At 46.2% G+C, this 26,038-nt stretch carries 29 protein-coding genes and 1 pseudogene; 16 read left to right on the top strand and 14 right to left on the bottom strand.

Going from position 1 to position 26,038, the window contains the following annotated elements:
• Positions 1–22 precede the first annotated feature (22 nt).
• Both QUA00_RS14105 and QUA00_RS14100 read right to left on the bottom strand, forming a co-directional pair.
• The gene (locus QUA00_RS14105) at positions 23–367 is read right to left on the bottom strand and encodes an STAS domain-containing protein (protein WP_333410011.1); all 345 of its coding nucleotides are present in this window, start codon (positions 365–367) and stop codon (positions 23–25) included.
• Between the two features lie 211 nt (positions 368–578).
• On the bottom strand, positions 579–2,156 hold the full coding sequence (locus tag QUA00_RS14100; protein WP_333410010.1) for a reverse transcriptase domain-containing protein: 1,578 nt from the start codon (positions 2,154–2,156) through the stop codon (positions 579–581).
• A gap of 347 nt (positions 2,157–2,503) precedes the next feature.
• Between QUA00_RS14100 and QUA00_RS14095 the strand changes: the two genes are divergently transcribed.
• The 7 genes from QUA00_RS14095 (at position 2,504) to QUA00_RS14065 (ending at position 6,542) form a co-directional block, all read left to right on the top strand.
• Entirely contained in the window at positions 2,504–2,791 is a 288-nt protein-coding gene (locus QUA00_RS14095; protein WP_333410009.1) for a hypothetical protein, read from the top strand.
• 57 nt (positions 2,792–2,848) lie between these two features.
• Positions 2,849–3,472 carry a DedA family protein gene (locus QUA00_RS14090; protein WP_333410008.1) on the top strand — a complete coding sequence of 208 codons (624 nt, stop codon included), beginning with the start codon at positions 2,849–2,851 and terminating at the stop codon, positions 3,470–3,472.
• 192 nt (positions 3,473–3,664) lie between these two features.
• Complete coding sequence (locus tag QUA00_RS14085) at positions 3,665–4,399, top strand: hypothetical protein (RefSeq protein WP_333410007.1); 735 nt, start codon at positions 3,665–3,667, stop codon at positions 4,397–4,399.
• Positions 4,400–4,651: 252 nt separating this feature from the next.
• Positions 4,652–5,269: a Uma2 family endonuclease gene (locus QUA00_RS14080; RefSeq protein ID WP_333410006.1), complete on the top strand. Its 618-nt coding sequence runs from the start codon at positions 4,652–4,654 to the stop codon at positions 5,267–5,269.
• Between the two features lie 32 nt (positions 5,270–5,301).
• Positions 5,302–5,730 carry a hypothetical protein gene (locus QUA00_RS14075; RefSeq protein ID WP_333410005.1) on the top strand — a complete coding sequence of 143 codons (429 nt, stop codon included), beginning with the start codon at positions 5,302–5,304 and terminating at the stop codon, positions 5,728–5,730.
• A gap of 217 nt (positions 5,731–5,947) precedes the next feature.
• A complete protein-coding gene (locus tag QUA00_RS14070; RefSeq protein ID WP_333410004.1) occupies positions 5,948–6,148 on the top strand; it encodes a hypothetical protein in 201 nt (66 codons plus the stop codon).
• Positions 6,132–6,542 carry a hypothetical protein gene (locus tag QUA00_RS14065; RefSeq protein ID WP_333410003.1) on the top strand — a complete coding sequence of 137 codons (411 nt, stop codon included), beginning with the start codon at positions 6,132–6,134 and terminating at the stop codon, positions 6,540–6,542. The genes QUA00_RS14070 and QUA00_RS14065 overlap by 17 nt, the downstream gene beginning before the upstream one ends.
• 108 nt (positions 6,543–6,650) lie before the next feature.
• Here QUA00_RS14065 and QUA00_RS14060 read toward each other — a convergent pair whose 3' ends face one another.
• Positions 6,651–6,824 (bottom strand): hypothetical protein, encoded by a 174-nt coding sequence (locus QUA00_RS14060; protein WP_333322205.1) that lies wholly within the window; start codon positions 6,822–6,824, stop codon positions 6,651–6,653.
• Between the two features lie 56 nt (positions 6,825–6,880).
• Entirely contained in the window at positions 6,881–7,072 is a 192-nt protein-coding gene (locus tag QUA00_RS14055) for a hypothetical protein (protein ID WP_333322203.1), read from the bottom strand.
• A 213-nt stretch (positions 7,073–7,285) separates the two neighbouring features.
• Here QUA00_RS14055 and QUA00_RS14050 point away from each other — a divergent pair, with 213 nt between their 5' ends.
• Positions 7,286–8,122, top strand: a complete 837-nt coding sequence (locus tag QUA00_RS14050) for a pentapeptide repeat-containing protein (protein ID WP_333410002.1) — start codon at positions 7,286–7,288, stop codon at positions 8,120–8,122.
• Positions 8,123–8,533: 411 nt separating this feature from the next.
• Here QUA00_RS14050 and purM read toward each other — a convergent pair whose 3' ends face one another.
• Positions 8,534–9,562: a phosphoribosylformylglycinamidine cyclo-ligase gene (purM, locus tag QUA00_RS14045; protein ID WP_333410001.1), complete on the bottom strand. Its 1,029-nt coding sequence runs from the start codon at positions 9,560–9,562 to the stop codon at positions 8,534–8,536.
• Positions 9,563–10,033: 471 nt separating this feature from the next.
• Between purM and QUA00_RS14040 the strand changes: the two genes are divergently transcribed.
• The 3 genes from QUA00_RS14040 to QUA00_RS14030 all read left to right on the top strand — a co-directional run bounded on the left by QUA00_RS14040 (position 10,034) and on the right by QUA00_RS14030 (position 14,478).
• Positions 10,034–11,131, top strand: coding sequence for a septal ring lytic transglycosylase RlpA family protein (locus QUA00_RS14040; protein ID WP_333410000.1), 1,098 nt, complete (start codon positions 10,034–10,036; stop codon positions 11,129–11,131).
• Positions 11,132–11,457: 326 nt separating this feature from the next.
• A complete protein-coding gene (locus QUA00_RS14035; RefSeq protein ID WP_333409999.1) occupies positions 11,458–13,050 on the top strand; it encodes a bifunctional pantoate--beta-alanine ligase/(d)CMP kinase in 1,593 nt (530 codons plus the stop codon).
• Between the two features lie 492 nt (positions 13,051–13,542).
• On the top strand, positions 13,543–14,478 hold the full coding sequence (locus QUA00_RS14030; RefSeq protein ID WP_333409998.1) for a polysaccharide deacetylase family protein: 936 nt from the start codon (positions 13,543–13,545) through the stop codon (positions 14,476–14,478).
• Between the two features lie 131 nt (positions 14,479–14,609).
• Here the strand turns inward: QUA00_RS14030 and QUA00_RS14025 are convergent, their stop codons facing one another.
• Positions 14,610–14,771 carry a hypothetical protein gene (locus QUA00_RS14025; RefSeq protein WP_333409997.1) on the bottom strand — a complete coding sequence of 54 codons (162 nt, stop codon included), beginning with the start codon at positions 14,769–14,771 and terminating at the stop codon, positions 14,610–14,612.
• 109 nt (positions 14,772–14,880) lie between these two features.
• Positions 14,881–15,951 (bottom strand): FAD-dependent oxidoreductase, encoded by a 1,071-nt coding sequence (locus QUA00_RS14020; protein ID WP_333409996.1) that lies wholly within the window; start codon positions 15,949–15,951, stop codon positions 14,881–14,883.
• A gap of 357 nt (positions 15,952–16,308) precedes the next feature.
• On the opposite strand from QUA00_RS14020, the gene QUA00_RS14015 reads away from it, so the two are divergent.
• The 4 genes from QUA00_RS14015 to QUA00_RS14000 all read left to right on the top strand — a co-directional run bounded on the left by QUA00_RS14015 (position 16,309) and on the right by QUA00_RS14000 (position 19,112).
• Entirely contained in the window at positions 16,309–16,464 is a 156-nt protein-coding gene (locus QUA00_RS14015) for a hypothetical protein (RefSeq protein ID WP_333409995.1), read from the top strand.
• Between the two features lie 77 nt (positions 16,465–16,541).
• Complete coding sequence (locus QUA00_RS14010; RefSeq protein ID WP_333311067.1) at positions 16,542–17,387, top strand: YaaW family protein; 846 nt, start codon at positions 16,542–16,544, stop codon at positions 17,385–17,387.
• Between the two features lie 43 nt (positions 17,388–17,430).
• Complete coding sequence (locus tag QUA00_RS14005; RefSeq protein WP_333311069.1) at positions 17,431–18,909, top strand: O-antigen ligase family protein; 1,479 nt, start codon at positions 17,431–17,433, stop codon at positions 18,907–18,909.
• Positions 18,885–19,112, top strand: a complete 228-nt coding sequence (locus tag QUA00_RS14000) for a hypothetical protein (protein WP_333409994.1) — start codon at positions 18,885–18,887, stop codon at positions 19,110–19,112. The genes QUA00_RS14005 and QUA00_RS14000 overlap by 25 nt, the downstream gene beginning before the upstream one ends.
• Positions 19,113–19,125: 13 nt before the next feature.
• Here QUA00_RS14000 and glmS read toward each other — a convergent pair whose 3' ends face one another.
• From glmS to QUA00_RS13985, 3 genes and pseudogenes are all read right to left on the bottom strand, one after another.
• Positions 19,126–21,048 carry a glutamine--fructose-6-phosphate transaminase (isomerizing) gene (glmS, locus tag QUA00_RS13995; protein WP_333310952.1) on the bottom strand — a complete coding sequence of 641 codons (1,923 nt, stop codon included), beginning with the start codon at positions 21,046–21,048 and terminating at the stop codon, positions 19,126–19,128.
• Between the two features lie 160 nt (positions 21,049–21,208).
• Entirely contained in the window at positions 21,209–21,454 is a 246-nt protein-coding gene (psaC, locus tag QUA00_RS13990; protein WP_015175986.1) for a photosystem I iron-sulfur center protein PsaC, read from the bottom strand.
• A gap of 273 nt (positions 21,455–21,727) precedes the next feature.
• Positions 21,728–22,915 (bottom strand): annotated as a pseudogene (locus QUA00_RS13985) (RNA-guided endonuclease InsQ/TnpB family protein).
• A gap of 187 nt (positions 22,916–23,102) precedes the next feature.
• On the opposite strand from QUA00_RS13985, the gene QUA00_RS13980 reads away from it, so the two are divergent.
• Positions 23,103–23,225 carry a hypothetical protein gene (locus QUA00_RS13980; RefSeq protein WP_333141886.1) on the top strand — a complete coding sequence of 41 codons (123 nt, stop codon included), beginning with the start codon at positions 23,103–23,105 and terminating at the stop codon, positions 23,223–23,225.
• A gap of 107 nt (positions 23,226–23,332) precedes the next feature.
• Here the strand turns inward: QUA00_RS13980 and QUA00_RS13975 are convergent, their stop codons facing one another.
• From QUA00_RS13975 to QUA00_RS13960, 4 genes are all read right to left on the bottom strand, one after another.
• The gene (locus QUA00_RS13975; protein WP_333141885.1) at positions 23,333–24,544 is read right to left on the bottom strand and encodes a chloride channel protein; all 1,212 of its coding nucleotides are present in this window, start codon (positions 24,542–24,544) and stop codon (positions 23,333–23,335) included.
• Positions 24,545–24,564: 20 nt separating this feature from the next.
• A complete protein-coding gene (locus QUA00_RS13970) occupies positions 24,565–25,593 on the bottom strand; it encodes a transposase (protein ID WP_333409993.1) in 1,029 nt (342 codons plus the stop codon).
• Positions 25,577–25,762, bottom strand: a complete 186-nt coding sequence (locus QUA00_RS13965) for a hypothetical protein (protein WP_333141883.1) — start codon at positions 25,760–25,762, stop codon at positions 25,577–25,579. Before QUA00_RS13965 ends, QUA00_RS13970 begins: the two co-directional genes overlap by 17 nt.
• A partial coding sequence (locus QUA00_RS13960) for an IS607 family transposase (RefSeq protein ID WP_445305745.1) occupies positions 25,755–26,038 on the bottom strand: 284 nt, incomplete at its 5' end. The genes QUA00_RS13960 and QUA00_RS13965, both read right to left, overlap by 8 nt.

The following is a 26,038-nucleotide window of genomic DNA, read 5'->3' as shown; positions in this document are numbered from 1 at the left end:
TGAACTGGGCAGCTAATTTTAATCAAGCCACTAAAGCCGGAGTTTCAGTGGAGATAACTTGCTCGAAACTGTCGAAGATTTCAAAGAGTTGGTCGAGTTGAGTAATTTCAAATATTAGCCTGACTGTTGCTGAGAGGTTGCAGATGACGAGGCGGCATCCCCGGTGGCGGGCGGCGTTGAGTCCGCCGACTAAGGCACACAGCCCGGAACTGTCGATGAAATCTACGGCGGCCATGTCTATTACCCAGAGTTTGTGGCGATCGGGCACAATCTCGGCTAGCTGTTGCTGGAGGAGGCAGCCGGCTTGGGAGTCGAGGCAGTTGTGAGGTTGAAGGACGATGGGTGGGTTGAAGTTGGGAGATTCCATAGCAGTTATCCTACGATCGTAAAGTATGAATAAGTTAGTTTAGTTGCTGACTCTCTTGAGAGACTCAGGGGATTTCAGCGTATGTTTTAGGATTGGCGATCGCCCTTGTGGGAATCGGTGGGGAGAGCCGTTGTGATAAATTTAGTAGGAAACTGGCTAGCGATCGCGCGGAACGCAACCGCAACAATTCTGGTTGAGTCGAGGGGGGATATTATTCCCCGCCCCTCTCAGTTAGATCTGGGCGTGCTAGTTTCCTCGCACCCAGCTCCCGATGTTCTTGGCTTGCGCCTTTGCTCATGTGGAGATAATTGTGGCAGCTTTCGTGAACCGCTAGAAGGTTATTTATTTTCCAATTACTATGGCAACCATCTACATGATGCAGATGTACCTTTTCATCGCCTAGCATTTTTAAGCCACATTTTCCACATTTATGGTTTTGCCGTTTTAAAGCTTTAGAGGTTTCGCCGTTATAGAGTTTGCTGTTACGCTCACTCCAGTAGGCTATATCTCCGTCGTAGGGTGATTTCTCTCCTTTGACATTGACAAATTTGTTTTCGGAGTGGGGGATCGCCGGGAACGCTTTTTCTATCAACTTCTCGACAGTATAGCGATTCTGTTTTACTTCCTTGTTGAATACCTTGAAGGCTCTATTTTTGATGAACCACAGTGAGAACCGTGACCCATCCAATTTACAGTAGCGGTGGTAATTTCTCCAGCCTCTAACCACAGGGGCTAATTTCTCAGCCTTGAGCGTGGCTCCATAATTCGAGTTATTGACGATGTGTTTTACCTTCTGACGGAACGTTTTAAAATTGTCCGCTGATGGAACGCATCTAAATTTCCCGTTGTTTTGCACTTTAAAATGCCAACCGAGGAAGTCAAACCCATCTGTCGTAGCCGTTAGCTTTGTTTTCTTTTCACTAACCTTCATACCTCGTTCTGCCAGAAATTCGCTGATTTTATCAAGTATTGCCTTCGCATCATCTTTAGGTTTCAGAATTATTACCATATCATCCGCATAGCGAACTGATTGGTGTATTTCCTCAATCCCATTGAGAGCAATATTGGCTAGTAATGGACTTACCACGCCCCCTTGCGGGGTTCCTTGTTCGGGAAATTCTGGATTGACTCCTGATTTTAGACAGCGGAGTATTCCGGTCTTGATGCCTCTTGGGGCGATGAGTCGTTCCATTATGCTGGTGTGGTTTATCCTGTCAAAGCATTTTTCGATATCGAGTTCAATAACCCGTTTTTCTATTCCGTAGCTGTTAGAGCGTAGATTGTGAAACAGTTTTTTCTGCGCGTCGTGCGCCGACCTTCCTGTTCTAAACCCATAACTCTGGGCGTGGAAAGTTGCTTCGTGTGCTGGCTCTAGCGCGTATTTTGCGAGGCATTGCCACGCTCTATCGGCGATAGTCGGTATCTTAAGGAGGCGGGTGCTCCCATCCTTTTTAGGGATTGGTATTGAACGTAACTTCTGGTGTTTCCAGTTGTTACTTTTGGCTCTGAGTTCTTCACCCAGAGCAAACCTTTCCTCAAATGTGAGTGAGGCTTTTCCATCGATTCCCGCAGTCTTTTTGCCAGCATTTAATTGAGTTACTTGACGTATTGCCAACATTCTTGCAGCCGTAGATTTCAGAATTAGCTTTTGAAGGGACTTCGCTTTCTGCTTGTCTCCAACCTGAATCGCTTTGTACACGCGCTTTTGTAGGCGGAATAAATTACGGCGGAATTTCTTCCACGGTAATGTCTTCCAAGATTCACTAACATTTCTGTTGTGCCTAATCATGCTCTGCTCCAGTTTGTGTATTCTGAACACCTCAGACCAATTACGGTCTGTCCTACCCGAACTAAGGGGGTTCCGCTGCTCGTCTAGCCTACTCGGGGTTCGACTTCCCCTTGACCCTCAGTTCGTTTTTCTTCGTTCCCTCGGTTAGATTAATTGTTCCTTTAGGTGTAGCCAATTTAACTGCTGGATACCCTAGACTCTTGCCGATATTGAACAGATATTCGGCGGGTATAAAACTCCAGTAGAGTCGGGAGATTGGTCTGTGTCCCGCTCCCAGATAAGTTACTTTTATAGGCTCTATTTCACCATTGGAACTCCCCATTAACGCCAGTGTCACCTCACATTAGATGTCTGATTGCGTCCTGTTCCCAGCTTCACTCTCCAAGAATCGAGCTTGGTCGGTGTGGGCAGATAGGGAGTCATACCTGAGTCTGGTAGAAGGGACTTGCACCCTTATCAGTCCGAGAGTTCAGCCTTGTGGCTGGAAACGCTATGTACGGACTTTCACCGTGATTCACGTTTCAACGAATCGCACCTATTCCTCTAGTATGCCTGAAAGGCTAATTTTTAGTGGGGCCAGCGATCGCGACAACAGTGTGTTTTTCATCACAGCGAAAGATTGCACTATTGGCTGAATCGAGCCAATATATAAATGTATTGAGCTTTGCAAAAGTTTACGAAGGCAGTATCGAATGTCTTTTGAGTTTTTATCGTTAGAGACTATTCAGCAGTTTGCGCGCGATTACGGCTACTGGGCAGTATTTCTGGGAATTTTGCTGGAAAATCTGGGAGTTCCTCTTCCAGGCGAGACTATTACGATTGCTGGCGGGTTTTTAGCTGGCAGTGGGGAACTGAATTACTGGTTTGTGCTCGGCAGTGCGATCGCGGGTGCGACTGTGGGGGGAAATTTTGGTTATGCGATCGGCAGGTACGGCGGCTGGCCACTCCTGCTGAAGCTGGGACAATTTTTCCGCTTTCGAGAAGAACAACTGTTTGACTTAAAAGAACAGTTTAGCAAAAATGCAGCTAAAGCCGTATTTTTGGGTCGTTTCATTGCACTGCTGCGAATTTTTGCTAGCCCCCTAGCGGGTATTGCAGAAATGCCTTTTTGGAAATTTTCGCTGTTCAATGTTCTGGGTGCTGCAAGCTGGGCATCTGTAATGGTGAGTTTATCCTACTTCTTGGGACAAGTTGTGTCTTTAGAGAAATTGGTAGCTTGGGCTGCTCAATTTGCGGTATTTGCTTTGCTGTTAGCAGTTGCTTGGATTGCAATTCCTATTTGGTTGGAGTCGCGGAGTTTGGACAAGACTAAGTAGGGTTGGAAGGCGTTCCCCAAAGACTCAATATTCTTGTGGAACGGGCATCTTGCCCGTTCTTCAGAATAGTGAAATATATGAAAATCACATTTTGCACCAATGTCAGCAACGGGCTAGAAGCCCGTTCCACAAACAATAAACTTTCTTCTGAGTTGGACTTCGACACCCTACATTTATAAATAGGTCGAAATCATGGGATACACTACAACATTTGACGGAATATTTCATTTAAACAAACGGTTATTAGACAGCGAAGCTATTTACTTATTGGAGTTTTCTCGGACTAGACGGATGAAGCGAAATCCTGCTATTTTGCAAAGTATTCCCGATTCGGCAAGAGAAGCAGTTGGTTTGCCTGTGGGCGAAGAAGGCTGCTATTTTGTGAATGAAAAATGGGATGAAGATTCGGAAGTTTCCGTTGTCGATTACAACCGCCCGCCGAAGACTCAGCCCGGATTGTGGTGTAAGTGGATTCCTACTGCTGACGGCGGCGGGATTAAATGGAGCGGTGTAGAAAAGTTTTATGATTATGTCGAATGGTTGCAGTATCTGATCGACAATTTTCTTAAACCTTGGGGTTATGTTTTAAATGGCGAAGTGAATTGGCAGGGGGAAAGGGAAGAAGATATAGGTACGATCGTAGTTGCCAGAAATCTGATTATTTTGCCAGAAGGTGCACAGGAATTGTTGAGATATGCGGTGTCGCCGGTATCGGTGCCAAAGTTTGTTTGGGATTGTTTCAAGACGATGGAAGCGACGGGATTTTCTTTGAGGGATTGGAAGGAGGTAATTGATAAAGCTGTGGAGTTGGGGCACGGGGAAGCTGCACTGTGGATCAAGCCTAATTTTGACAAGTATTTTGATGGTATGGAGCGGGGTTTTGAGTTTGAAGGAGAGGTAATGGAAACACAAGATGAGGATTTGTGAGCTGTAGTTTCGATTCATGGAGGCTCAGAAACCGGGTTTTTTACGAAATACTTCGTTGTAGGACGCAGATTCGGGAAAAAACCCGGTTTCTTTGGTCGTAGTAGCTAATTCGTAGGGTGCGTCGCTGCGATATTTTCGATATAACTTGCAGATTCTAGATAGCGACGCACCTTACTTGCCATCAGATTATAGGTACTACATACACAGGTCATATGCTATATAATTGTAAGTACGATCGTCCGAGGATTTACTATGACGGCCTTAACAGAAATACGCGAAGCAATCGAGAAAGCACAGCCTTATTACTCTCCATTGGAGTATTTTGAATTAGAAGAGGCAGCAGAGTATAAAAGTGAATATCATAGCGGTAAAATATTACCAATGGCGCTTGATTCCGCCAATCACAACCTGATAGTAGGTAATTTGATTGCTCCTTTGAACTTCGCTTTGAAAAAACAGAGAGATTATCATTTATTTGCTTTAGGTTTGCGTTTGTGGATACCGCAGAAGCAAGTTTGTACTTATCCTGATGTGATGTTGGTTGCGGGGAAGTTGGAGTTTGCGGAGGCTAGGAAAGATACGATTACTAATGCGGTGATGGTGGCTGAGGTTTTATCGGAATCGACGGCGGATTATGACAGAGGTGGCAAGTTTAAACTTTTTCGCACGATTCCTACTTTTCGAGAGTATGTTTTGATCGATCAATACGAGATGCACGTCGAACAGTTTGTTAAGACGGATGATAATAAGTGGGTTTTGTCTGAGTATGATGGTGCTGATGCGGTGTTGAGATTGAGTTGTGTGGAGTTTGAGATGCGGTTAGGTGATATTTACGATCGCGTGGATTTTGAGTCTGAGTCTGAAGAGTGAAGTTCTACTAGAAGTAGAATCCCGGAAGCATTATGGAATGTGAAAAGTTGGCTATTACTTCTAATATCGGTCAAAAATGGGCTGTGACTCTTTGCTGCGAAGCCGAAGAAAAACTGGAATTGAGAGTTGCAAAAATTCTTGAGTATTTAGACAAAAATTATCTCTTAAAGCAATGGGAAATATCTGATATTGAAGCTACGGGCAGTTACGGCAATTGCTGGACGGCGCGGTGTAATAATCAGGAAATATTTCAGGTATCTACTTCGGATTTGTTGGAGGTAATGAGGGAAGAAGGTCAAGTTATTGAATTAGATGCTAGTTTGATAAAAGATGACGAGGAATTGTTTAAAATATTGATTCGAGATGGGGTTTCAATTGATTTACTTGGCAGCGGGGAGATGATGCCGCTGACGGTTTTGGGGAAATATGTTTATGTTGACAAAGAACTGTTTATGTGGTAAACGACGTGGGAGCGATCGCACTTCAAAAAGCTCGATCGCCCTTTGTCAGAGAATGTTGAGATGAAAAAGGGCGATCGTAATTATTTGGCGTGTTTGCTGAAAGGCGATCGCTCCTTTTTGTTTCACTAATTTAATTTTATTTAATACTAGACAGTTGCGATCGTCTAAAGAAAAGGCGGTATAATTAAGCTGCGGCGTTCAATTCCAGGGTGGTAAAATGTCCGAAACTTACCCTTCCAAGAAAAAGCGATTTACAAAACCGGCGACCGATCCAGATAAATGCGCGGAAATGGCTAAAAAATACGGCTGGGATTACCAGAGATTTATTCCTAATAACGATCCTGTTTTGAAGGTAGACTGCGAGTTTGTAGGAGAAGAGATTTACTTTCAGGAGTTGTGGTATGACCACCAAGATTAACTCGCTTAAAAGCAAGCCAACACTGAAGATTTACCGCACTGACGGTGCTCAGAGTGGATGGGAAAAAAGGCTTGATGCAATAGGTTCGGGCACTTACTTGCTGCACGAAGAGATGGATTATTCCAGAAACCGAACTCTCCCTAAAATTGGCGATCGCTTGGGAGAGTCTAAACGTTTCGCAGACGGAGAAATTTACCACCGCCAAAGCGACTGGTTAGTCGCAAAAGTACAGTGCTATCCTGCTGTTGGCGAAGACTGCGATTGGGATGAAATCATCCTTTGCTACTGTCAGTTTGAGCCAATAGAGTCTGAGTGGGAGAGAGTTGCTACTTTGGAGGAAATTGTAGCGCAACAAGTAGCTAAAGATACGGGTTTGGAAGTAGTTAATAGTTGAGCGATCGCACTAGCGATCGCAATTATCTTTATTGTTAAAAATTTTTAATATAGAATACAGAATCCCCAATCAAATAATTGGGAATTCTAACATAATCAATCAATGATTTTACCGATCTTTAGTGCTTTCTCTTTCTAAAGATTCCACCCCTTTTTCAAAATTAGTAGCAGTGTTAGCTGCACCTAATCCATCAATAATGTTCTTGCCTTTCTGTCCAACTACTGCTCCTGCTATGGCAGAGAGGACTATAGTAGCGGTAATAGGGTCAATTATCGCGATCATAAAACCTCCATAGTGTGATTAGCTACAAGTATTTAACGCAATCCCAAAGACTATATCTAGGACTGCTTGGGAGGCTGCTGACCTGCTAATCCGCAAGTACCCCCAATAATAGCACCTGTTGCAGCTCCTTTCAAAGCTCCTTTAACAGGATCTTTAGTGTCTTTTGCCGCACCCCGCACACCACCAGCTATAGCTCCAACAACAGAACCAATAACCATGAGACTAATTGGGTCAACTACAGCAATCATGGAACTTTCCTCGTTTAAATTATTAACACCATAACGAATCTATATGAGCTTTAACAGTGGGAAAAGTAATAAAAAAGTAATAAAAAAGTAATAAAAAAGTAATATTCTTGACTAATTGCAGTAAAATCTATATCTGACGATGGATTTCATCTATAGGGGTGTCGCTAACTGTTACGCCAACATGAACGTTTCATTGTTTAGGGAGTTTAACAAATGACAGTTGAGGAAGCAATAACACTTGTAGAAAGTGTACTAGACTACGAAAGTCTCAATAAAGTTCAAGAGCTAGTGTTTCGGCAATCTTGGGATGGACTGTCTTATATAGAAATTGCTAAAAGCGCAGGCTATGACTCAGATTATATCAAAGATGCTGGTGCTAAGCTCTGGAAACAACTATCTGAAGCCTTTGGAGAGAAAGTCAAAAAAGATAATATTCAGTCAGTCTTAAAACGATACACGCGACGACACAAAGTGAATTTACAGCGAAATTTGACGATCGAAGTTAACCTCAGCGGTGCAAATCTAAGTGGTGCGAACTTAAATGGAGCTAGAGTAGTTGCTAACTTCATTGAAACAGATTTGTCTCAAGCTGACTACAAAGGATCGATCGCACCGGATGACAACACAGCATCATCTGAAGAATTCACAGATATTGAAGATGAACACAATCAGGAAACTCAGGCTTACTCTGAAAACGAAATTAACTGGAATGGTTTTCGCCTTCACTCCGACGCACAAGTGAAAATTGCCGAAATACTCGATCGCACTTCCACCCTCTTCATCCCCAACTCCCAACTGCGACTCGCAACACCCGCAGGGAGACAAAACCAACAAGCTGACTTTCTGATCTTCCACCAAAACAAGCTAGGGATACTGAAAATTGACCGTGCATCATCCCATCCAAACGCAACAGAAGATGAAATGTGCGATCAACTTTTGAGAGATTCGGGCATCTGTCTTGTCAAACATTACGATCCTACCCGATGCAGCGAACAACCGGATCTAGTTGTGCAGGACTTTTTGGAAAATTTGAGTCAGGTACAAGCCTAATAAGCTATTTTTTATTTAAACTGTGATACAAACATTACCTTGGTTTGTGATCGTTTCTCCCTTCAACAATTAACAATCCTTCATTTCATAGTCGATGTAATAAATAGTATAGATCTTCAATTAATTTAAACGTTTGGCGAAAGCTTTTATATTAATTCACGGAAGTAATTTTGAATTATACCGTATTTAAAAGCACAATAGCTTTTTTCAATTTCATTAAAAATTGTAGCAACCAGTCATCTGTTGTGAATTCCTTTTTCTCTATCTCCTCTGCGTCCTCTGCGGTTACTTTCAAAATTATAAATTTAACCGCAGATATACACAGATGAAGGCAGGTTGAGATTGTCTGTTAGTGCATAGAACAAAGCTAAGCAATCTTCACCTCGGCGATTGCTTCTTACTAATTACCCATTACCCGTTACCCATTATCAATTCTCCTTTCCCCTCAATTACTTCCCCGATCGCCCAAGCACCAATTCCCTGAGACTCAAACCATTTAACAGCCTGTTCTACTTCCCTGGAATCAAGCAACAGCACAAACCCAATCCCCATATTAAAAGTATTGAACATATCTGCTGTAGCAACTTGGCCCGCTTCAGCAATCCACTGGAAAATTGGCAAATTTTGCCAGCTATTGCTGTCAATTTTCACAGATTGATTAACTCCCAAACAGCGGGGCAAATTTTCCGGCAAACCGCCGCCCGTAATGTGAGCCATGCCGTGAATTTCTAAACCGCTCTTAATTGCTTCGAGGACTGGTTTCACATAAATTTTAGTCGGAGTTAGGAGGACTTCGCCTAAACTTTTGCCGCCCAATTTTTCTGGTTGAGAATGCCAATCAAAACCGAGATCGCCCGCAATTTTTCTCACCAAACTAAAACCGTTGCTGTGCACGCCCGAACTTGCCAGCCCCACAGCCACATCTCCCACCTGCACCCGCGAACCGTCCAACAATTTGCTCTTTTCCACAATACCCACACAAAACCCCGCCAAATCGTACTCACCCGCTTGGTAAAAACCGGGCATTTCTGCCGTTTCCCCTCCGAGCAAAGCACAGCCCGCTTGCTTGCAACCGTCAGCAATGCCGGCCACCACCGCAGCTAATTGTTCGGGATTTAACTTTCCCGTGGCCAAATAATCGAGAAAAAAGAGGGGTTCGGCCCCGGATGTCAGCACGTCGTTGACGCACATCGCCACCAAGTCGATACCTACGGTGTCGTGCCGATCGAGATTGTGGGCCAATTTCAACTTAGTCCCAACGCCGTCCGTCCCCGAAACCATCACCGGCTCTTTTAAACCCTCCGGGACGCTGAAAAACCCGCTAAACCCGCCGAATCCGCCCAAAACTCCCGATCGGTGCGTGCTCTTGACCATACTCCCGATGCGCGAGACAAAAGCTCTGCCCGCCTCAACATCCACACCTGCTTCTCGATAATCCATAAGTCCGCCAAATCGATTTCTTCTAATTTTTAGTTTATTCCCATAACAGTTGACAAACAGCTTTTTTAAGACTAGCCATTCGGCAGCCCACAAAATACACTAAATTTTTGTAAATTTTTGTAAATTTTTCCGTAAAGACTGAAACGGCTGTAAGCACTGGAACTAAAGGGTTTTATGATAGAGGGTTTTGAGAAAATTTGATGAAGATTTGGTGAAAAGCGCGATCGCAGCGATCCCCAACCGCAAAAGTTTGTGGTAGTCTGTTGCAGTTCGTGAACAACACACAAATTGCGGATCGAGTATGAGTTGTCAAGTGTCAGGGAAGTTTCCGCCAAATTTTTTTGGGGCGGAAGCATTAAAGCAAAAACGCACCCGGATACTTTGCTTTGACTCACGGGGGAATGGCGAAGGGCAAGAGAGAAATCCTTGACGCCTGTCGCCAAACGGCCAATCCTCCAATCTCGGTTGGCAATGGCTATTCACAAAAATGGACGTATGAAGGAAAAATTTGTTGGTGGTCTACTCGCTGTCCTGTTAGTTCCTGTGGTAGGAACGGCATCCTCTTGTCACGCACAAGCAACAGGTGCCGACAACCAAAACTCTCAGTCCGAGCAAGTAATTGCCACCCAACCGTCCCGGCAGTTAAACGCTACTCGGGTCGAAGCGCAAAAAGTCGGACAGTATCAGTATCAAGCAAGAGCTGAAATTGCCCGAGACTCGATCGCCAAAATTCAGCCCCACAACTTAGGCGGGCGACAAGCAGCGACAGTCTACGTGCGAAACATTCCAGTCATCACCTTTCTCAACGCCAGTCCGGAAACAAACACGCCTTTGGGAGAAACGGGCAACAGCCAAGCCCGTCCTAGCAGTCCGTCAAAAGTAGCGGGCGCAAGAGAAAATCCCAAAGTCGGAAACCTTGCCAGCAACTCTAGCAACCAAGAACCCGATCCCATTTGGCGGGCATCAAGCTTAGCAGCAAGACTCAATCAGCTAGCCCGCAACAACATCGATCCCAACAGCATTACCGTTAAGTGGGAAAAAGGCGATCGCTACATTATCCAGGCAAACGGCGAGGAGTTGGTAAACATCAACGCCGAAACCATCCTCCCCGACACCACCAGCAACTTTAGCCGAGACGCCCTGCAAGCAACCAATCGCCTCCGGCGACTTCTGGGCAACGCCCCACCCCTGGAAGAAGTCGCAGGCAAACCCCAACCAGAACCCCCCGTGCTGTCTATGGGCCCAGTTCAAGTGCGCCTCAGCGGCTGGGCTTCCTGGTACGGCCCAGGATTTAACGGCAACCTCAGCGCCAGCGGCGAGCGTTTCAACCAAAATGATATGACCGCAGCCCACCCAAATTTGCCTTTTGGAACGAGAGTCATGGTGAGAAATCTCGACAACGGCCGCACTGTGGTCGTCCGCATTAATGACCGCGGCCCCTATGTGGGCGATCGGCTCATTGACTTGTCCGCCGGCGCCGCCAGCGTGCTAGGAATGATCAGCAGTGGCGTTGCCAGAGTGGAAATCGAAGTGATCGAACCGCAGCAGCAAACAACTGTTGGACGCTGAAGGCTACTCTCAGGCAGAATACAAAAGTTATCCGAAGTGTAGAAAGCAGAAAGTAGAATAAAACTGACATCTTGCACCATTGTCAAGAACGGGCTCTCCGGCCCGTTCCACAAAGAATGAGTTTTCTTGTGGAACAGGCCGAAAAGCCTGTTCCTAAACAACTAATTGAGAATGGTGCAAGATGTGAGATAAAACTGACATCTTGCACTATTCTTTGTGGAACAGGCCGGAAAGCCTGTTCTTGAAGATGGTGCAAGATGTCAACTCGAACAAATTCTGACAAATAAACTCTGCATTCTGCCGAATGCCTTCAGGAGATTCTACCGGTGCGCCTGTTTACTACCATTGCAGCACTTCGCTGCTACTTAAATTTACAAAAGTCTGCTGCACCTCATTTGACAGTCGGTTTGGTGCCGACGATGGGAGCTTTGCACGCAGGGCATCTGAGCTTGATCCAGCGGGCAAGGCAAGAAAATGCGATCGCCCTGGTCAGCATTTTTGTCAACCCGCTGCAATTTGGCCCCACAGAAGATTTTCAAGATTATCCTCGGAATATCGAGCAAGACCGGCTGTTGTGCGAACAAGCTGGCGTTGATGCCATATTTGCTCCCTCAGCAACCGAAATGTTCGGCAACCAAGCCGTCGAGCGTACAGAAACAGAGCAAACCGCCCAAAAACAGATAGAGATTCACCTTTCATCCTTAACCCAAGTAGTGCCGCCACCGGCGATGACATCGGTTTTGTGCGGCAAAGCAAGGCCCGGTCATTTTCAGGGCGTCGCGGCAATAGTTACTAAACTTTTGAGTTTGGTGCAGCCGACAAAAGCTTATTTCGGTCAAAAAGACGCCCAGCAGCTAGCAATTATTCGGAAGCTGGTCTTGGATTTTAACTTGCCTGTAGAGATTGTCGCTTGTCCGATCGTCCGCGAAGAGTCGGGACTGGCAATGAGTTCTCGCAATCAGTATTTAACAGCAGAGCAAAAACAGCAAGCCTCCGTACTCTACCGCGCGCTGCAACAAGCCTCGGAAACTTTTGCTTCAGGGGATCGCACCGCAGCAGCCGCACTCGCTGCCGCCCACGCAGCAGTCGCAGAAGAACCCGCAGTCAAGCTCGAATACGCCGAAATCGTCGAGCCCGACACTTTGACGCCGTTGCAGGTTGTGGAAACAGCGGGACTTTTAGCCGTGGCCGCCAGAGTCGGCTCTACTCGCTTGATTGACAATATAATTCTCAGGAACCGCCGGCCCATTGTGGCGATCGACGGCCCGGCGGGAGCAGGCAAATCTACCGTAACTCGCCTTGCCGCAACAGCTTTGAACTTGTTTTATCTGGATACCGGTGCGATGTATCGGGCGCTGACTTGGCTGGCATTGAAAACAGACACGCCGATTTCCGACGAATGCGCGATCGCCGAATTAATCAGTTCCAGTTATTTGGAATACAACCTCGATCCCGCATCAAAGATGTTGAAGATTAACGGCGAAGACGTAACCGAGGCAATTCGCAGTTTAGAAGTGACATCCCGCGTCTCGGAAATGGCGGCACTTCCCGCCGTGCGGCAGTTTCTGGTGGAGGAACAGCGGCGCTGCGGCACAAAAGGCGGAATTATAGCAGAAGGCCGCGATATCGGCACTAACGTGTTTCCCGATGCGGAACTGAAGATTTTTTTGACGGCTTCGGTACAAGAGCGATCGCGCAGGCGGCTGTTAGAACTTAAAGATACCGATCGGGCTAATATTAGCTTGGCCCAATTGGAACAAGACATCGCCCTGCGGGACGAAAAAGACAGCACCCGCGAGGTTGCACCTTTGCGTAAAGCGGCCGATGCTGTGGAAATTCAAACAGACAATCTGACTGTTGCTGAAGTTATCGATCGGATTGTCGGCTTGTACAAAGAGAGAATCGGCCCTAAAAGTTAATTTTACGACGCTGGGCGCGCGCGATCGCCCTCATCTCAAATCCGGTTAACCTCACATCTTGCACCATTCTCAAGAACAGGCAAGATGCCTGTTCCACAAAGAGTAGATTTTCTTGTGGAACAGGCCGAAAAGCCTGTTCCTAAAAAGCTTATTGACAATGGTGCAACATCTCACGTTAAACCAACTTGCAGTGTCAGGTAGGGACGCGGGCAGATGCGGGCTGAGTCCCTGAGAATATCGTGCCATTAACCCGATTTGAGCGCCGTCCCCCTGGCTGGGGAAAAAGTTCAACCATCCCGCGTTTTCATGGGTTAGGGGACTTCTGGCGCACAAACCTTAAATTTTTTTATCCTGACGGACTTCCCCACGATCGGTTATTTCCAGTAGCATTTTTACGGACTGTCCAATTTAAGATTATCCTCTTAAGTGGATTAACTTGATATCAACATAAAATCTCAAATTAACTGTACAAGGTGTGAAGGAGAGAATGACGTGACAAAATTGAAACTGCTGTGGAGGCGGCGAAAAACTTTAATACTTGCTTTTATGGCAGCAACAGGAAGTTTTTTGCTGGGTGTGACATGGCCGATTAACTTGCGGGCAAATCAGCCATTGGAACCCATTCAGGCGCAAGTATTGGCTGTATCCCAGTCGCAAGAACAACAGCCGCTGTCCAATATTAATAAGTTCTCCGAGGCGATCGCCCGTCGAGTTGAATTTTCCCAAAATGCTCTAGCCCAATTGCAGGCAATCCGATTTCAATCAGCCGTACCGGATCAGCTTCAAGGGACAACCATTAGTCACGCGAAACTCGACTCCCAGCACAAGGCGATCGCCCTGACATTTGACGACGGCCCCTGGCCGAAAACAACTACACAAATCCTAGATATTCTCAAGGAAAATAATATTAAGGCTACATTCTTCTGGGTAGGAAGATACCTGCACAATTCTCCCGAAATTGGCAAACAGGTCGCAGCAGCCGGTCACGCGATCGGCAATCACACTTGGAGCCATGAATACCTTCAGTATAACGAAGACGGTGCTGCTCGCGAGATCGATCGCACTTCATCCTTAATTGAGGACTTGACCGGCATCCAAACATCGATGTTCCGCCCGCCAGGAGGCATTTTAAACAATGGATTAACAGCTTATGCTCAAAAGAAAAATTATGCAGTTGTGATGTGGTCTGCTGATTCTTTTGATTGGCGCACTCTTACGGAATCTTTGATAGACAACGTGATGAGGCAGGCAAATTCCGGTGGCATTGTGCTGATGCACGACGGTGGCGGAAATCGAGCGAGAACTGTAAAAGCTTTACCTGATATTATTGCTCGATTGAGAAAGGAAGGGTACAGTTTCGTAACAGTTCCCGAGTTATTGCAGATGCAAGAACAAGACTTAGAAAAACAGGAAACAGCACAAAAGTAACAATTGGGAAAAGTGGGAGTTCACACCATTATTCCATTTTGTTGTATGTCGTTAGATTAATTTTTCATAACTCTAGCCGAAAAAAGAAGGAAGAAGTAGCAACCGCGCCCGATTCCAGGCGACGTTCTTAACTACTGAAACCATTGCTTTAATTGCATTTCCCTTCTTCCTTCTTCCTTCTTCCCTCTTCTTTCTTCCTTTTTCCTTCTTCCTTCTTCCTGACATCCGTTACATCCGTGACACAATCCGTTGCCGAACTTCCTTATTCTTTCTTCCTGACATTCGTTATTCATGCCGGACGGTATTATCACGTTCGAGGGCAAGGTAATCTTCGGGGCTAAACCCAGACGGGATGGCAATCATAGCGTTAGAGGTAAAATCAATACATTACTTGTAGCCATATTACCAATTTAGGCTTGAATCTAACGGCAAATCCTGCAACTGAGAATTCACCCAATTAGCCGCCGCCAAACCCGAGCGCAAAGCACCCTCTATTTGACCTTCCCCGCACAAATCCCCCGCACAAACCAGCGGCAAAGTCCCCTCCGCCGCCAAACAAGAAACAGGCAAAGGATTTCGACAAAAAGCATAGCGCCAGCGGTGAACCTGCAACCATTCCGGCTGTTTCAGCCAAGGCATTAAATATTCAGAAGTGCGAGCGAGCAATTCATGACCGACAGTTTCCAAATCAGCAGCTTCTAAATAGCGTTCTGCAAAATTTGCGCTGCTGTGAACCACAAACACCGGCTGCTGCGGATCGAGCCGTTTGCTGCTGTCCAAACCAACCCAAGCTAAATCAGAATTATCGGGAAAAGAAACAGCTTTCCACGGCGGATTTAGATTGCTCAAATCTTGCTGTTTTGCCGCAGGATAGCCAGCCATAACCGTAAAGCAAGGTTCGTACTCCACAGAACGCAATTTGTCAAGAAAATCAGATTTCAAACCGATTTCCGAATTCAAAAACATTAAAGCTTGAGGAGCCGGAATTGCTACTACAACAGCCTTAGCAATCAATTCTTGAGGCGTCTGTAAATTGTCATCAGTAACTTCTAGGGAAAGATGCCAGATTTGGTTATCTGTGGTAGTAGAAATAGCTTGTACGCGGCGGCCAAACCAAATTTCTACCCCCTCCGCCAGATACTTACCGATCGCATTCATACCCGCAGGTGCGACATAGCAAGAACTAGGAATAGAGAACATTTCTCCTTGTCGGAATTCTCCCACACTATCCGTCCAGAGTTTGAGGATATCCCGATCGACCAAAACCTCAATTAACCCCTGCACCGCATCCCCCTGCGGTTCCAGATACCGCGCCCCGTGATCGGCCCTAGTACCCTGTAGGCGGCGGGTAGCAACACGTCCCCCCGCGCCGCGAGATTTCTCAACAACAGCCACAGAATAACCAGCTTGACGCAACCGTTGAGCGCAACTCAGCCCCGCCATACCCGCACCAATCACCGCAACATCGAACATAATCAATCAGTCAATCGATTTTAGATTTTAGATTTTAGATTTTAGATTGAAGCATTGACCCCACGGATAAATTGGGGGGGCAAGTTTCATCGGATACAGGTTTTTTATTTCTGGACGGATGAATCCGGCGGCTTGTATCCTGGATGCTTTCGGTCAGCCTTGTGAATCTAAACATCAGCTTAAAGGCTGCGAGCTGAATTTGTACCTTACCGATGACTCAAAAGAGCCGTAGCACGGGCGAGGGCCCGACGCCATCGTCCTGCGCCAGGTAGTAGAATAAGGGACAGCACGAATCCATGATTAAGACCAGATCAAAAAATGCCACTGTAGGTAAATCCTAAAGGGAGCATCTCACCTTTGCAGCCCTCCGCTAGAAATTGGAGTTTTGAGGCAGGAGGCAGGAGGCAGGAGGCAGAAGGAAAGAGGCAGAAGGAAAGAAGAAGAAGGAAGGAGCCAGAAGAAGGAAGGAGCCAGAAGAAGTATTTTTACAAATATGAGATGCTCCCATCCTAAATCCTAATGGTTGTCAACCAGCCGTCATCTAAAATCTAAAATCTAAAATCTAAAATCGCATAGGGGAGGGCAAAATTTTGGACGAACTCAGAGCAGCACTCGAATTGACAACAGAAGAAGAATTGCAGCAACTAACAGAACTTCTGTTCAGCCGCAAGTTTAACCCTTTAGATTACGTGCAAACCCCCGCACCGATAGATGTACAAAGTCGCGATCGCGAAGCATGGCTCGACGCCGTAGAACAGCGGTTTCGCTATCTTGCAGCCGACGGGTTGACGGTACTCAGAGGGCGAACCCAACAAGTAACTTACAGACAAGCACTAATTCAAGTTTGTCGCTATCTCAAAATCCCTTATCCCAGACAGTTGTCAACCACCGACTTAGAGGCAGAAGTATTTCTGCACTTAATGGGCCGCGCGTGGAAGCGTTTACCTGCAGATGAACAGCAAGCGCTGACACTGCGCGTACAGCGAGCGATCGTTGATTCTAAACTCTCAGAACCCCTGCCAATTTCTGCTGAAAAAGACCCGCTGGGTTTACTGTTCAAAGGCGGCAGCGCTTTAGCTGTTAGTTCCATCTTAAAACCAATGCTGCTTAAACTAATGGCCAATCAATTTGCGCTGCATTTTGCCACCTATCAAATGGCAAAACAAGGAGTGCTTGCAGGCACTGCAACTGCAGCAACCCAGTTTCAAAATTATGTCGCCATTCAGACGGCGCGGCGCGGTATGGCGGTGAGTGCGGCTCGTTACGGTGCAACGCGGAGCGTATTTTCGTTAGTCGGCCCGGTGATGTGGACTTGGTTTTTAGCGGATTTGGGTTGGCGATCAATTTCCACGAACTACGGCCGCATTATCCCGACCATTTTTGCCCTAGCTCAAATACGCCTGACGCGATCGGAATGCGTTTGGGAACTAGCTTAACGATGGTAAATTGTAGATTTTAGATTTGAGATTGGGAGTGTGGGTGAATATCAAAAATCGGTTGAAATTAGCTGCCAAACAGACAGCCGAAAATCTCAAGTCTCGCCTCCAAAAACATCCCGATCCCCGCCTGCAAATTCCTTGGAATTTCGCCCAAGTGGGGATGCTAATTTTTCCCTTAATTCCCATTTTGGGAGCTTTAGGTTTATTCCTGGGATTGGCCGGCACTTGGAAGCAAAAGTTCCGTCAAATTAGTCGCCGCCCGTTGAATCGAGGATTCGCAATTCTAAGCGCGCTGCTAGTCATCACAGCGGTTTTTGCCCACAACCGCATCGAGGCTTTTATAGGGTTGTACAATTTCTTGCCGTTCTTTATATTGTTTGCCGCTTTTAGCAGTTTAATTCAAACTCTGCCTCAATTGCGGCAATTGTCTTGGGTGATTGTAATTAGTTCAATCCCAGTGATAATTTTAGGCCTGGGACAGCAATTTTTAGGTTGGAGTGGCATCGATCAATTGCAGCCTGTTTTTGGCTGGGTACTCGAACCCAAAGGCAATCCCCCCGGCCGCATGGCTTCTGTATTTATGTACGCTAATATTTTAGCTTGCTATCTGACAATTGCTTTTACTTTAGCACTGGGACTGTGGATGGAAGAAGGCAGTTGTCAGTTGTCAGTTGGCAGTTGTCAGTCGTCACCACTTACCAATTCCCAATTCCCAATTCCCAATTCCCAATTCCTATTTTTAAGTTTGGCAGTGATCGGAAATGCTGTTGCTTTGATTTTTACTAATTCTCGCAATGCTTGGGGTCTGGCAGTTTTGGCAGTTTTGGCTTTTGCATTTTATGCGGGTTATAAAAAATTATTAGCTGCGGTTTTTAGTGTAGCTAGCACAGTTTTTTTGTCTGCCTTTGGCCCGGAACCACTGCGGCAATCTTTACGAAGAATTGTTCCGGCTTTTTTCTGGGCTAGACTCACCGACGAAATGTTCCCAAATCGGCCGACAGCTACTTTGAGAACTACTCAGTGGGAATTTGCTTGGTCGATGACTCAGCAGCGTCCTTGGACTGGTTGGGGATTGCGAAATTTTACGCCTCTCTATCAAGCTCAGATGCAAGAATGGCTTGGTCATCCTCACAGTTTGATACTGATGTTGACTGCGGAAACGGGGATACCCGCAACGCTTTTGTTGTTGGGTTTAGTTGGTTGGGTTTTGGCTAGGGGTGTTTTGCTGCTGGCGAATTGGCCGCTTTTTTCTGCAGATATCAAACACGAGCAAATAGCAACACAGGAAGTAGCGGAAAATGCTTTATTGTTCAATCCAAAATCTATAATTAATAGCAAAAATCAGGTTGTTTGTCAAGATGTAAGAGCGGCCGATCGCCTAATTTTTTTCAGTTATTTATTAGCCTTCGTCGCCTGTACGCTTTTTAACACTGTAGATGTGACGCTGTTTGATTTTCGACTCAATACTACAAGCTGGTTGCTGTTAGCCGCAATTTGCGGAGTCAGCCAGAGGGAATAGGGCATCGGGCATCGGGCATCGGGCATCGGGCATCGGGCATCGGGCATCGGGCATCGGGCATCGGGTATCGGGCATCGGGCATCGGGCATCGGGCATCGGGCATCGGGCATCGGGTATCGCGCATCGGGCATAGGTTATTGGTTATTAGAACGAACAACCAACAACCAACAACCAACAACCAACTACTGACTAATGACTACTGACTAATGACTTCCTTTATTCTACCGTCACCGACTTCGCCAAATTGCGCGGCTGATCCACATCCAAACCCCGACGCGCCGCAATGTGATAAGCCAACAATTGCAGCGGAATCACTGTCACAATCGGTGACAACAATTCATCCACCAAAGGCACGGGCAAAACGTGGTCAAAAATCTCGGCTTCCGCCACACCTTGCTTCGGCGTAACGCCAATTAAACGGGCGTCGCGGGCCTTGGCTTCTTGAGCGTTGGAAAGCACTTTTTCGTAGACGCTTCCTGGCATGGCGATCGCCACTACAGGCACTTTCGCATCCAAAAGGGCGATCGGGCCGTGTTTCATCTCTCCCGCCGGATATCCTTCGGCGTGAATGTAGCTAATTTCCTTCAGTTTCAGCGCCCCTTCCAAAGCAATCGGAAAATTAATTCCCCGCCCCAAAAAGATAAAATCTTGGGTGTCTGTAAACTGGTGAGACAATTCCTCCACATACTGTTCTTGAATCTCCAAAAACTTCTCAATTTCCGCTGGCAACTGGCGCAAACCAGTAATAATTTCTGCCAATCTCTCAGTGCTGATTGTTTGCCGCTGGTGCGCCAAATCCAAAGCTAAGAAATAGAATGCCATCAACTGAGTGACAAAAGTTTTAGTCGCAGCAACGCCGATTTCTATACCAGCGTGGGTGTTGATTACCTGCGGCATCATGTGGGCGATCGAACTTTCGGTTCTGTTAGTAATGCCTAACATTCTCGCCCGGAATTTATCAGTAAAACCCGCGCGGCGCTGCTGTTCCATCCCCAAAGCAGCCAGCGTGTCCGCCGTTTCTCCCGACTGAGTTACCCCAATAGTTAAAGTATTTGCTGTCAGCGGTGCCGGTGCGTAGCGGTACTCAGAAGCGTACTGCACCGCAGTCGGAATATTAGCTAATTGTTCCAACAAATATTTGCCGATTAGCGAGGCGTGCCAGCTCGTTCCGCAGGCGAGAATGGAAACTTGTTCGACATCAGCGCAAAGTTCCTTGGGCAAATTGAGATTGATGGGAGAGCGCGGATTTCCTGGCTGCCAATCGCTGTCTAAATAAGCCTCCAAACAAGCTCGGACTACGGCTGGCTGTTCGTAAATCTCCTTGTGCATGAAGTGTTTGAAGCCTTGTTTTTCGACTAAAACCGGACTCCAACCAAGGATGCGCGGGCTTTTTTTCAGCCTTTCCCCTGCAAAGCTGTAAACTTCCACTCCCATCGAAGTCAGTCTTGCCAATTCGCCATTTTCTAAGGACAAAACAGTGCGGGTGTGAGATACTAAGGCCGGCGTATCGGAAGCGCAGAAAAATTCACCAGCACCAAACCCAATCACCAAAGGAGCTTGCTGTCTGGCGACAATTATTTCCTCTGGAAAATCTGCACAGATAACGGCGATCGCAAAAGCTCCTTCTAATTTGTTTACCGCCTTTAAAACGGTTTCCAAAAACGATAAATCAGCAATTTTTTCTGTTTTTTTATCTTTTTCTTCTTCCTTCTCCCTTCTTGCTTCTTTCAAAAATTCAGCTATTAAATGAGGGATAACTTCTGTATCGGTATCCGAAACAAATTTATGTCCCTTCGCTTTCAATTCTTTCCGCAACTCGCGATAATTTTCGACAATTCCATTTTGAACTACCGCAATTCGCCCGCTATTATCTAGGTGAGGGTGAGCGTTATATTCTTCAGGCTTGCCGTGAGTGGCCCAGCGGGTGTGTCCGATGCCGATGGGAGCCAGAGAGTCTATCTCTGCTAGCTTTTCCCGGAGGCTGTGCAATTTGCCCTTTGCTCGGATGCAGGTAATTTCTCCTTCGGAGATGGTAGCGAGGCCCGCTGAATCGTAGCCCCGGTATTCTAGTTTCTCCAATCCTGCTAGCAAAATCTCGCTTGCTGCTTGCGTGCCGATATAGCCAACGATTCCGCACATTTAACGTACTACTCCTGCTTAGCGATCGCAATAAAACTTAAGTTTTATCATTTTTACCTTCTTCCGGCCCCAGAATGCAGATTCCGCGACAAAAAAAGAGGGGGCGATTAAATTGCCCCCTCTTTTGTGCCCGTAATTCGATCGGCGTGTCGATCGATATTTAGTAGGCTAGACCCATACTGCGAGTGGTTTCTGCTCCCAGGTAAACCCGGATGCTCAGAAAATCGGTGGGACAAGCAGTTTCGCACCGCTTGCAGCCTACACAGTCTTCGGTGCGGGGAGATGAGGCAATCTGAGCTGCTTTGCAGCCATCCCAGGGCACCATCTCCAAAACGTCAGTCGGACAAGCGCGGACGCATTGAGTGCAGCCGATGCAAGTATCGTAAATTTTGACTGAATGAGACATTGAATAAAGGCTCCCAACGAGTCACTAAAAATTTGCTGCCTCTGCGAGTGAACAGATTTGACGGCGAGGTGCCACCGCTATAGCCTGCACAGAGAATTAAAGGTTAGTCTACCGCAGTGCCTGGAAGCACTTCGCGAAAAAGCGACAAAACTTCACAGTTATTCACGGTGGGACTCTGATAGAACCCATTTGGGCTCTATATCATTCGCCAACCGTTTGAGCATCAGCCTGTTGACATCCTCCCCGCACTTTTAGGGCGGGGATTCCCAAACATCACTGCTTGGGTTTCTGCTTCTGTCCCTGACGGGGTTTCGCACCAGCCTTAACAGATTTACTCTGTTCGGGTCTTACGGTCGCTCCACAGACTGACACGGCAAGCCCTGCCGCCAAAATATTCCTTGCCGCATTGATGTCTCGGTCATGGTGAGTCCGGCACTTAGGACAATCCCATTCCCGGATATTTAACGCCATCTTTTCAACGATGTGACCGCAATTGCCACACCGTTTTGAACTCGGAAACCATCGGTCAATTTTGATTAAAGTGCGACCGTATCAGTTGCACTTGTATTCAAGTTGCCTGACCAATTCACCCCAACTTGCGTCACTTATGGCAACAGCTAGTTTCCGATTTTTAACCATGTTCTTCACAGCTAAATCCTCAATGGCAATCCTTTGGTTTTCGCGCACCAATCGAGTCGTTAACTTGTGAAGGTTATCTTTTCTTGCATCAGTAATTTCTTGATGCACTCTCGCTACTTTAAGCCGTGCTTTGTGACGGTTGTTAGACCCTTTCTGCTTTCGACTTAAAGATTTCTGCGCTCTCCTGAGCTTTCGATACTTTGCCTTAAATCCTTTGGGATTAGCAATCTTTTCACCAGTGCCCAGAGTGAGTAAACTCGCAATTCCCAAGTCGATGCCGACTTGACTGTCTGACACAGGTAGTGCTTCAATTTCAACATCTACCAACAGAGAGACTGACCATCTACCAGATGGTGAAAGCTTCACCGTAATCGTTGATGGTGTCGCACCGACAGGCAGCATCCGACTCCAGCGAATAGGCAACGCTTGAGTGCATTTTGCTAGGTAGACCTGTCCGTTTTTTAACTTAAAAGCAGATTTGGTGAACTCAGCACTGCCGCCATTGCGTTTCTTTTTGAAGTTGGGGTATTTTGCCCGCCCGTCAAAGAAGTTGCTCAGGGCAGTTTGCAGGTGGCGCAAGCATTGCTGCAATGGTACACAGCTAACTTCATTAAGAAAATCAAGTTCTTCCGTTTTCTTCCATTCGGTTAGCATTGAAGAGGTTTCAGCGTACCCTACCCGTTTCTGGTCTTTGTACCAGGCTTCAGTTCTTGCAGCTAATGCACGGTTGTAAACCAAACGAGTACAACCCAGTGTGCGTCGCAACAAACTTTCTTGTTCCGGCGTGGGGTAGAATCGGTAACTGAAGGCTTTTAGTGTCATGCTCACCTTTGGCGTTACTTTCACAGTCTAGCACCTCCCATCTGAAATAGTAGAAGGTCTTAGCAAAATTCAAGTAAAGCCGTCCTAGAAGGACGGGGTTTCTCACCCATTTTTCTGATGATCTTATCCGGGTGATACCCCTTGCCCTTGCAGAATGGTAATCTTCGGAATATTGACGGGTCAGAGTGTGAAAATAATCGAGGTTGTGACTCAACATTTCAATCAAGCCACATTCATCGGACACACTGGCTGTTGTGCAATGGCTCAAAAACGGCAAGCTGACTGGTATCAACGGCTAGATGTTGTTTGATGCCATTGGTGCATTTGTAATGGCAGAAGCCTTTAGACTCGACACTCGCAAATTGCACGTATTTTTCACCGCTACACCGAGCTATTAGAGGAATTCTAGCCGTTTGGTTAATCCACTTTACGCTGTGAGCTAATGAAGGGAGATCGGGGAGCCAAGAAGAAGCCCACGAGACTAGCGAAGAGAATCGGTGTAAAAGTGCTAAATCCTGTCAATTTTGCCAGTAGCAGAGTTGTACTAATTGGAGTTCGAGTAACTGTTGAATTCAGAGCAGCCATTACACAAATCATTGCCAAAGTCTCGTTGGATGCGGGATTAATGATAGCGATTGCCTTTCCTAAACAGGCTCCTATAAAAAACAGTGGGATGATAATCCCTCCCCGCCAGCCTCCATTTACGGTCGTACTAATGGCAAACACTTTAGCAATAACTAAAATCAAGAGAAATTCCACAGGAAAGTTTCCCTCAACAATTTTTTCAATTTGATGTTCACCAAAGAAACGAGTGAGCGGAAATAAAGCTGATAAAACACCAAGTCCTAGCCCAGCTAAAGTAGTCCGCACATAGATTGGACTGGGTATGGCATCAAACAAGCGACCTACACCGCGAAATATAGCGATAAAAAGCCACCCCATGAGCGCACCTACGATTCCATAAGCAATCGCTGCGCCAAAGTCATAAAGGCTGTCCACATTGTATTGAGGAAAATGCCAGGTAGGGCCTATTCCAAGCTGGGTAATTGCTACAAAAATGGTGTAACTTGCACAACTTGCCACTACCGCAGGCAAGATTGCTTCAAAATACTCCACAACATTCTGATGATGCAGGATTTCTAAAGCAAAAAAAGTACCACCCAAAGGAGCACCGAACAAAACTGTAAAACCAGATGCCATGCCAGCAATACTCAAAGTTCGTAGTGCCTCTCCGCGCAATTGAAAGCGATCGGCTAACCACGTACCAATTGAACCTGTGACTTGCACCATTGGTGCTTCTGGACCCGCACTGCCTCCACTTGCAATACTGATTAGCGACGACAGAATCATCGAAGGATTCTCGTTCATTGGTAACCGCCCACCATTGAGATGAATATTGTCAATAATCAACCCTATTTCGCCAGGATTTCCCAGCCAATGAATGAGCAAACCGATGAGTAAACCCGCAAGCGGCATGATGATTAGTAGAGAATGTCCACTAAAATATTCAAATCCCACCATCATGTAAGACAAAAATATCCAATAACTTGCACCAAACAAACCACAAATGATTCCTAGCATTGCCCATAGGAATACCGAACGTGTGAGATTTACTGGGTTTCGTTTCATTGTTTACTGATACTTTTAATTCAGACAATCCCGACTATCGGCGAAAATCTGAATATAGCACACTCATCAGATACGTCTGAGAGTATGGTGGTATCCCACAAAGCTTTAAGAAAAATTCCTAAAGCGCCATTGAAATCGCGAGGTATTTCATAACCGCAGTTGGGACATCTAAAAGTTTTAGAGCCACCTAACTTTCTCTGAATATGACCGCATTTTGTACAAGTTTTGGAAGTATATTCCTCAGTCACTCTAACCAATCTCGAACCGTAACGATTACAGAGATGTTCTAAGGTTTGCGAGAACTGATAAAATGCCCAAGTCATCATCGCCCTCGCCGACTTGGAATTAAGTTTGCGACTACCTCTTGCCACCATTTGAGAAGTTTCAAAAGTAGGTAGGTAAATAACATCGTAATTCCGTGCTAAATAGCTCGCTACCTGCTTGTGAATTTCCGACCGCAGGTTTTTGATTTTAGTTCTAACTTTCTCCATTGCTTGTTTCAGCCGATAGCGCAATCGAGAAAACTGACCGCCCTTTGAGCATCCAAATTTTGACTGCATCTTATCCAAATGCTGGCACAATCGCGCAATCTTCCCAAAGTCATGCTTTCCAAATTCAGTAAAAGAATTGCCATCAAATCCAGTCAGGAAACAGCGCAGTCCGGGGTCGAGTGCGATGGTATTGCCGCCATTTTTGGGTTCTGGAACGTCCATCTCTATAGGCATATTTACGAACCAGCGTCCCTTATTGTAGGTGACTTCTACTGCCTTGTCATAGTTGATTAAGCAGGAATCCTGCCCCGTCCAGAGAGGTTTTTCTAGACCTTTGCTAGCATTGAGCATTAGATGACCGTTCTTATAGTCACCCGGAGCGAACTGAATAGTCTGTTTTTGGGCTCGAATTGACCTGAATCGAGCTAATTTCAATCCGACTAAAGGATTGGGTTTTGCCTTTTTTCCTTTACCTAACTGAGCTGGCTGTTTGTCGGTTTTCTTCCAAGCTGTATAAGCCTCGAAAAGGGCGTTGTCCAAACTATGTGCTATTCCCAATTCTTTGCACCATTCCGGGATTATCTCGCAACAAGCGAGTTTTACAGTAACTCCGAAAAGCTTGCTTACCGGAAGTTTTTGAGACTGGCTGATTAGTCTTTTTGTCTACAGTGTAGTAGGTGAACTTTCCTTGATGCTGATTCAGGTAAGCGATTGCATTGTTATACACTTTGCGATTGGCGTGAATTCTCAACATCCAGACTTTCTTCGTCTCCCCCTTTGGGTAAACTCGGTACGTCATAGTCTTCAATGATTTGCTTTTTATACTTTCTGAGTCCGTACAATCGGCAACTGAAGACGTGGATGATGGCGAGTATATCTTCAACCATTTCTCTTTCGGGACTAAGTGAACTATTGTTGAGAACCAGAATCTTACACCCGCCCCGCTCCGCGAACCATGAGATAAGATCGAATCCGAACCGGCATAATCTATCTTTTGAGGCAA

Origin of the sequence: Microcoleus sp. T2B6 (assembly GCF_036700475.1) — a bacterium.
In the GTDB taxonomy this organism is placed as follows: Bacteria; Cyanobacteriota; Cyanobacteriia; order Cyanobacteriales; family Microcoleaceae; genus Microcoleus.
Note: the sequence above shows the minus strand (reverse complement) of the source record. Positions and strands in the feature narration are given on the sequence as shown.

What these genes read in the sequence shown, in the direction of transcription:
- QUA00_RS14105 (WP_333410011.1), bottom strand. Translation starts at nt 367, where the DNA reads ATGGAATCTCCCAACTTCAACCCACCCATCGTCCTTCAACCTCACAAC.
- QUA00_RS14100 (WP_333410010.1), bottom strand. Translation starts at nt 2,156, where the DNA reads ATGATTAGGCACAACAGAAATGTTAGTGAATCTTGGAAGACATTACCG.
- QUA00_RS14095 (WP_333410009.1), top strand. Translation starts at nt 2,504, where the DNA reads ATGTCTGATTGCGTCCTGTTCCCAGCTTCACTCTCCAAGAATCGAGCT.
- QUA00_RS14090 (WP_333410008.1), top strand. Translation starts at nt 2,849, where the DNA reads ATGTCTTTTGAGTTTTTATCGTTAGAGACTATTCAGCAGTTTGCGCGC.
- QUA00_RS14085 (WP_333410007.1), top strand. Translation starts at nt 3,665, where the DNA reads ATGGGATACACTACAACATTTGACGGAATATTTCATTTAAACAAACGG.
- QUA00_RS14080 (WP_333410006.1), top strand. Translation starts at nt 4,652, where the DNA reads ATGACGGCCTTAACAGAAATACGCGAAGCAATCGAGAAAGCACAGCCT.
- QUA00_RS14075 (WP_333410005.1), top strand. Translation starts at nt 5,302, where the DNA reads ATGGAATGTGAAAAGTTGGCTATTACTTCTAATATCGGTCAAAAATGG.
- QUA00_RS14070 (WP_333410004.1), top strand. Translation starts at nt 5,948, where the DNA reads ATGTCCGAAACTTACCCTTCCAAGAAAAAGCGATTTACAAAACCGGCG.
- QUA00_RS14065 (WP_333410003.1), top strand. Translation starts at nt 6,132, where the DNA reads ATGACCACCAAGATTAACTCGCTTAAAAGCAAGCCAACACTGAAGATT.
- QUA00_RS14060 (WP_333322205.1), bottom strand. Translation starts at nt 6,824, where the DNA reads ATGATCGCGATAATTGACCCTATTACCGCTACTATAGTCCTCTCTGCC.
- QUA00_RS14055 (WP_333322203.1), bottom strand. Translation starts at nt 7,072, where the DNA reads ATGATTGCTGTAGTTGACCCAATTAGTCTCATGGTTATTGGTTCTGTT.
- QUA00_RS14050 (WP_333410002.1), top strand. Translation starts at nt 7,286, where the DNA reads ATGACAGTTGAGGAAGCAATAACACTTGTAGAAAGTGTACTAGACTAC.
- purM (WP_333410001.1), bottom strand. Translation starts at nt 9,562, where the DNA reads ATGGATTATCGAGAAGCAGGTGTGGATGTTGAGGCGGGCAGAGCTTTT.
- QUA00_RS14040 (WP_333410000.1), top strand. Translation starts at nt 10,034, where the DNA reads ATGGCTATTCACAAAAATGGACGTATGAAGGAAAAATTTGTTGGTGGT.
- QUA00_RS14025 (WP_333409997.1), bottom strand. Translation starts at nt 14,771, where the DNA reads ATGAATAACGAATGTCAGGAAGAAAGAATAAGGAAGTTCGGCAACGGA.
- QUA00_RS14020 (WP_333409996.1), bottom strand. Translation starts at nt 15,951, where the DNA reads ATGTTCGATGTTGCGGTGATTGGTGCGGGTATGGCGGGGCTGAGTTGC.
- glmS (WP_333310952.1), bottom strand. Translation starts at nt 21,048, where the DNA reads ATGTGCGGAATCGTTGGCTATATCGGCACGCAAGCAGCAAGCGAGATT.
- psaC (WP_015175986.1), bottom strand. Translation starts at nt 21,454, where the DNA reads ATGTCTCATTCAGTCAAAATTTACGATACTTGCATCGGCTGCACTCAA.
- QUA00_RS13975 (WP_333141885.1), bottom strand. Translation starts at nt 24,544, where the DNA reads ATGAAACGAAACCCAGTAAATCTCACACGTTCGGTATTCCTATGGGCA.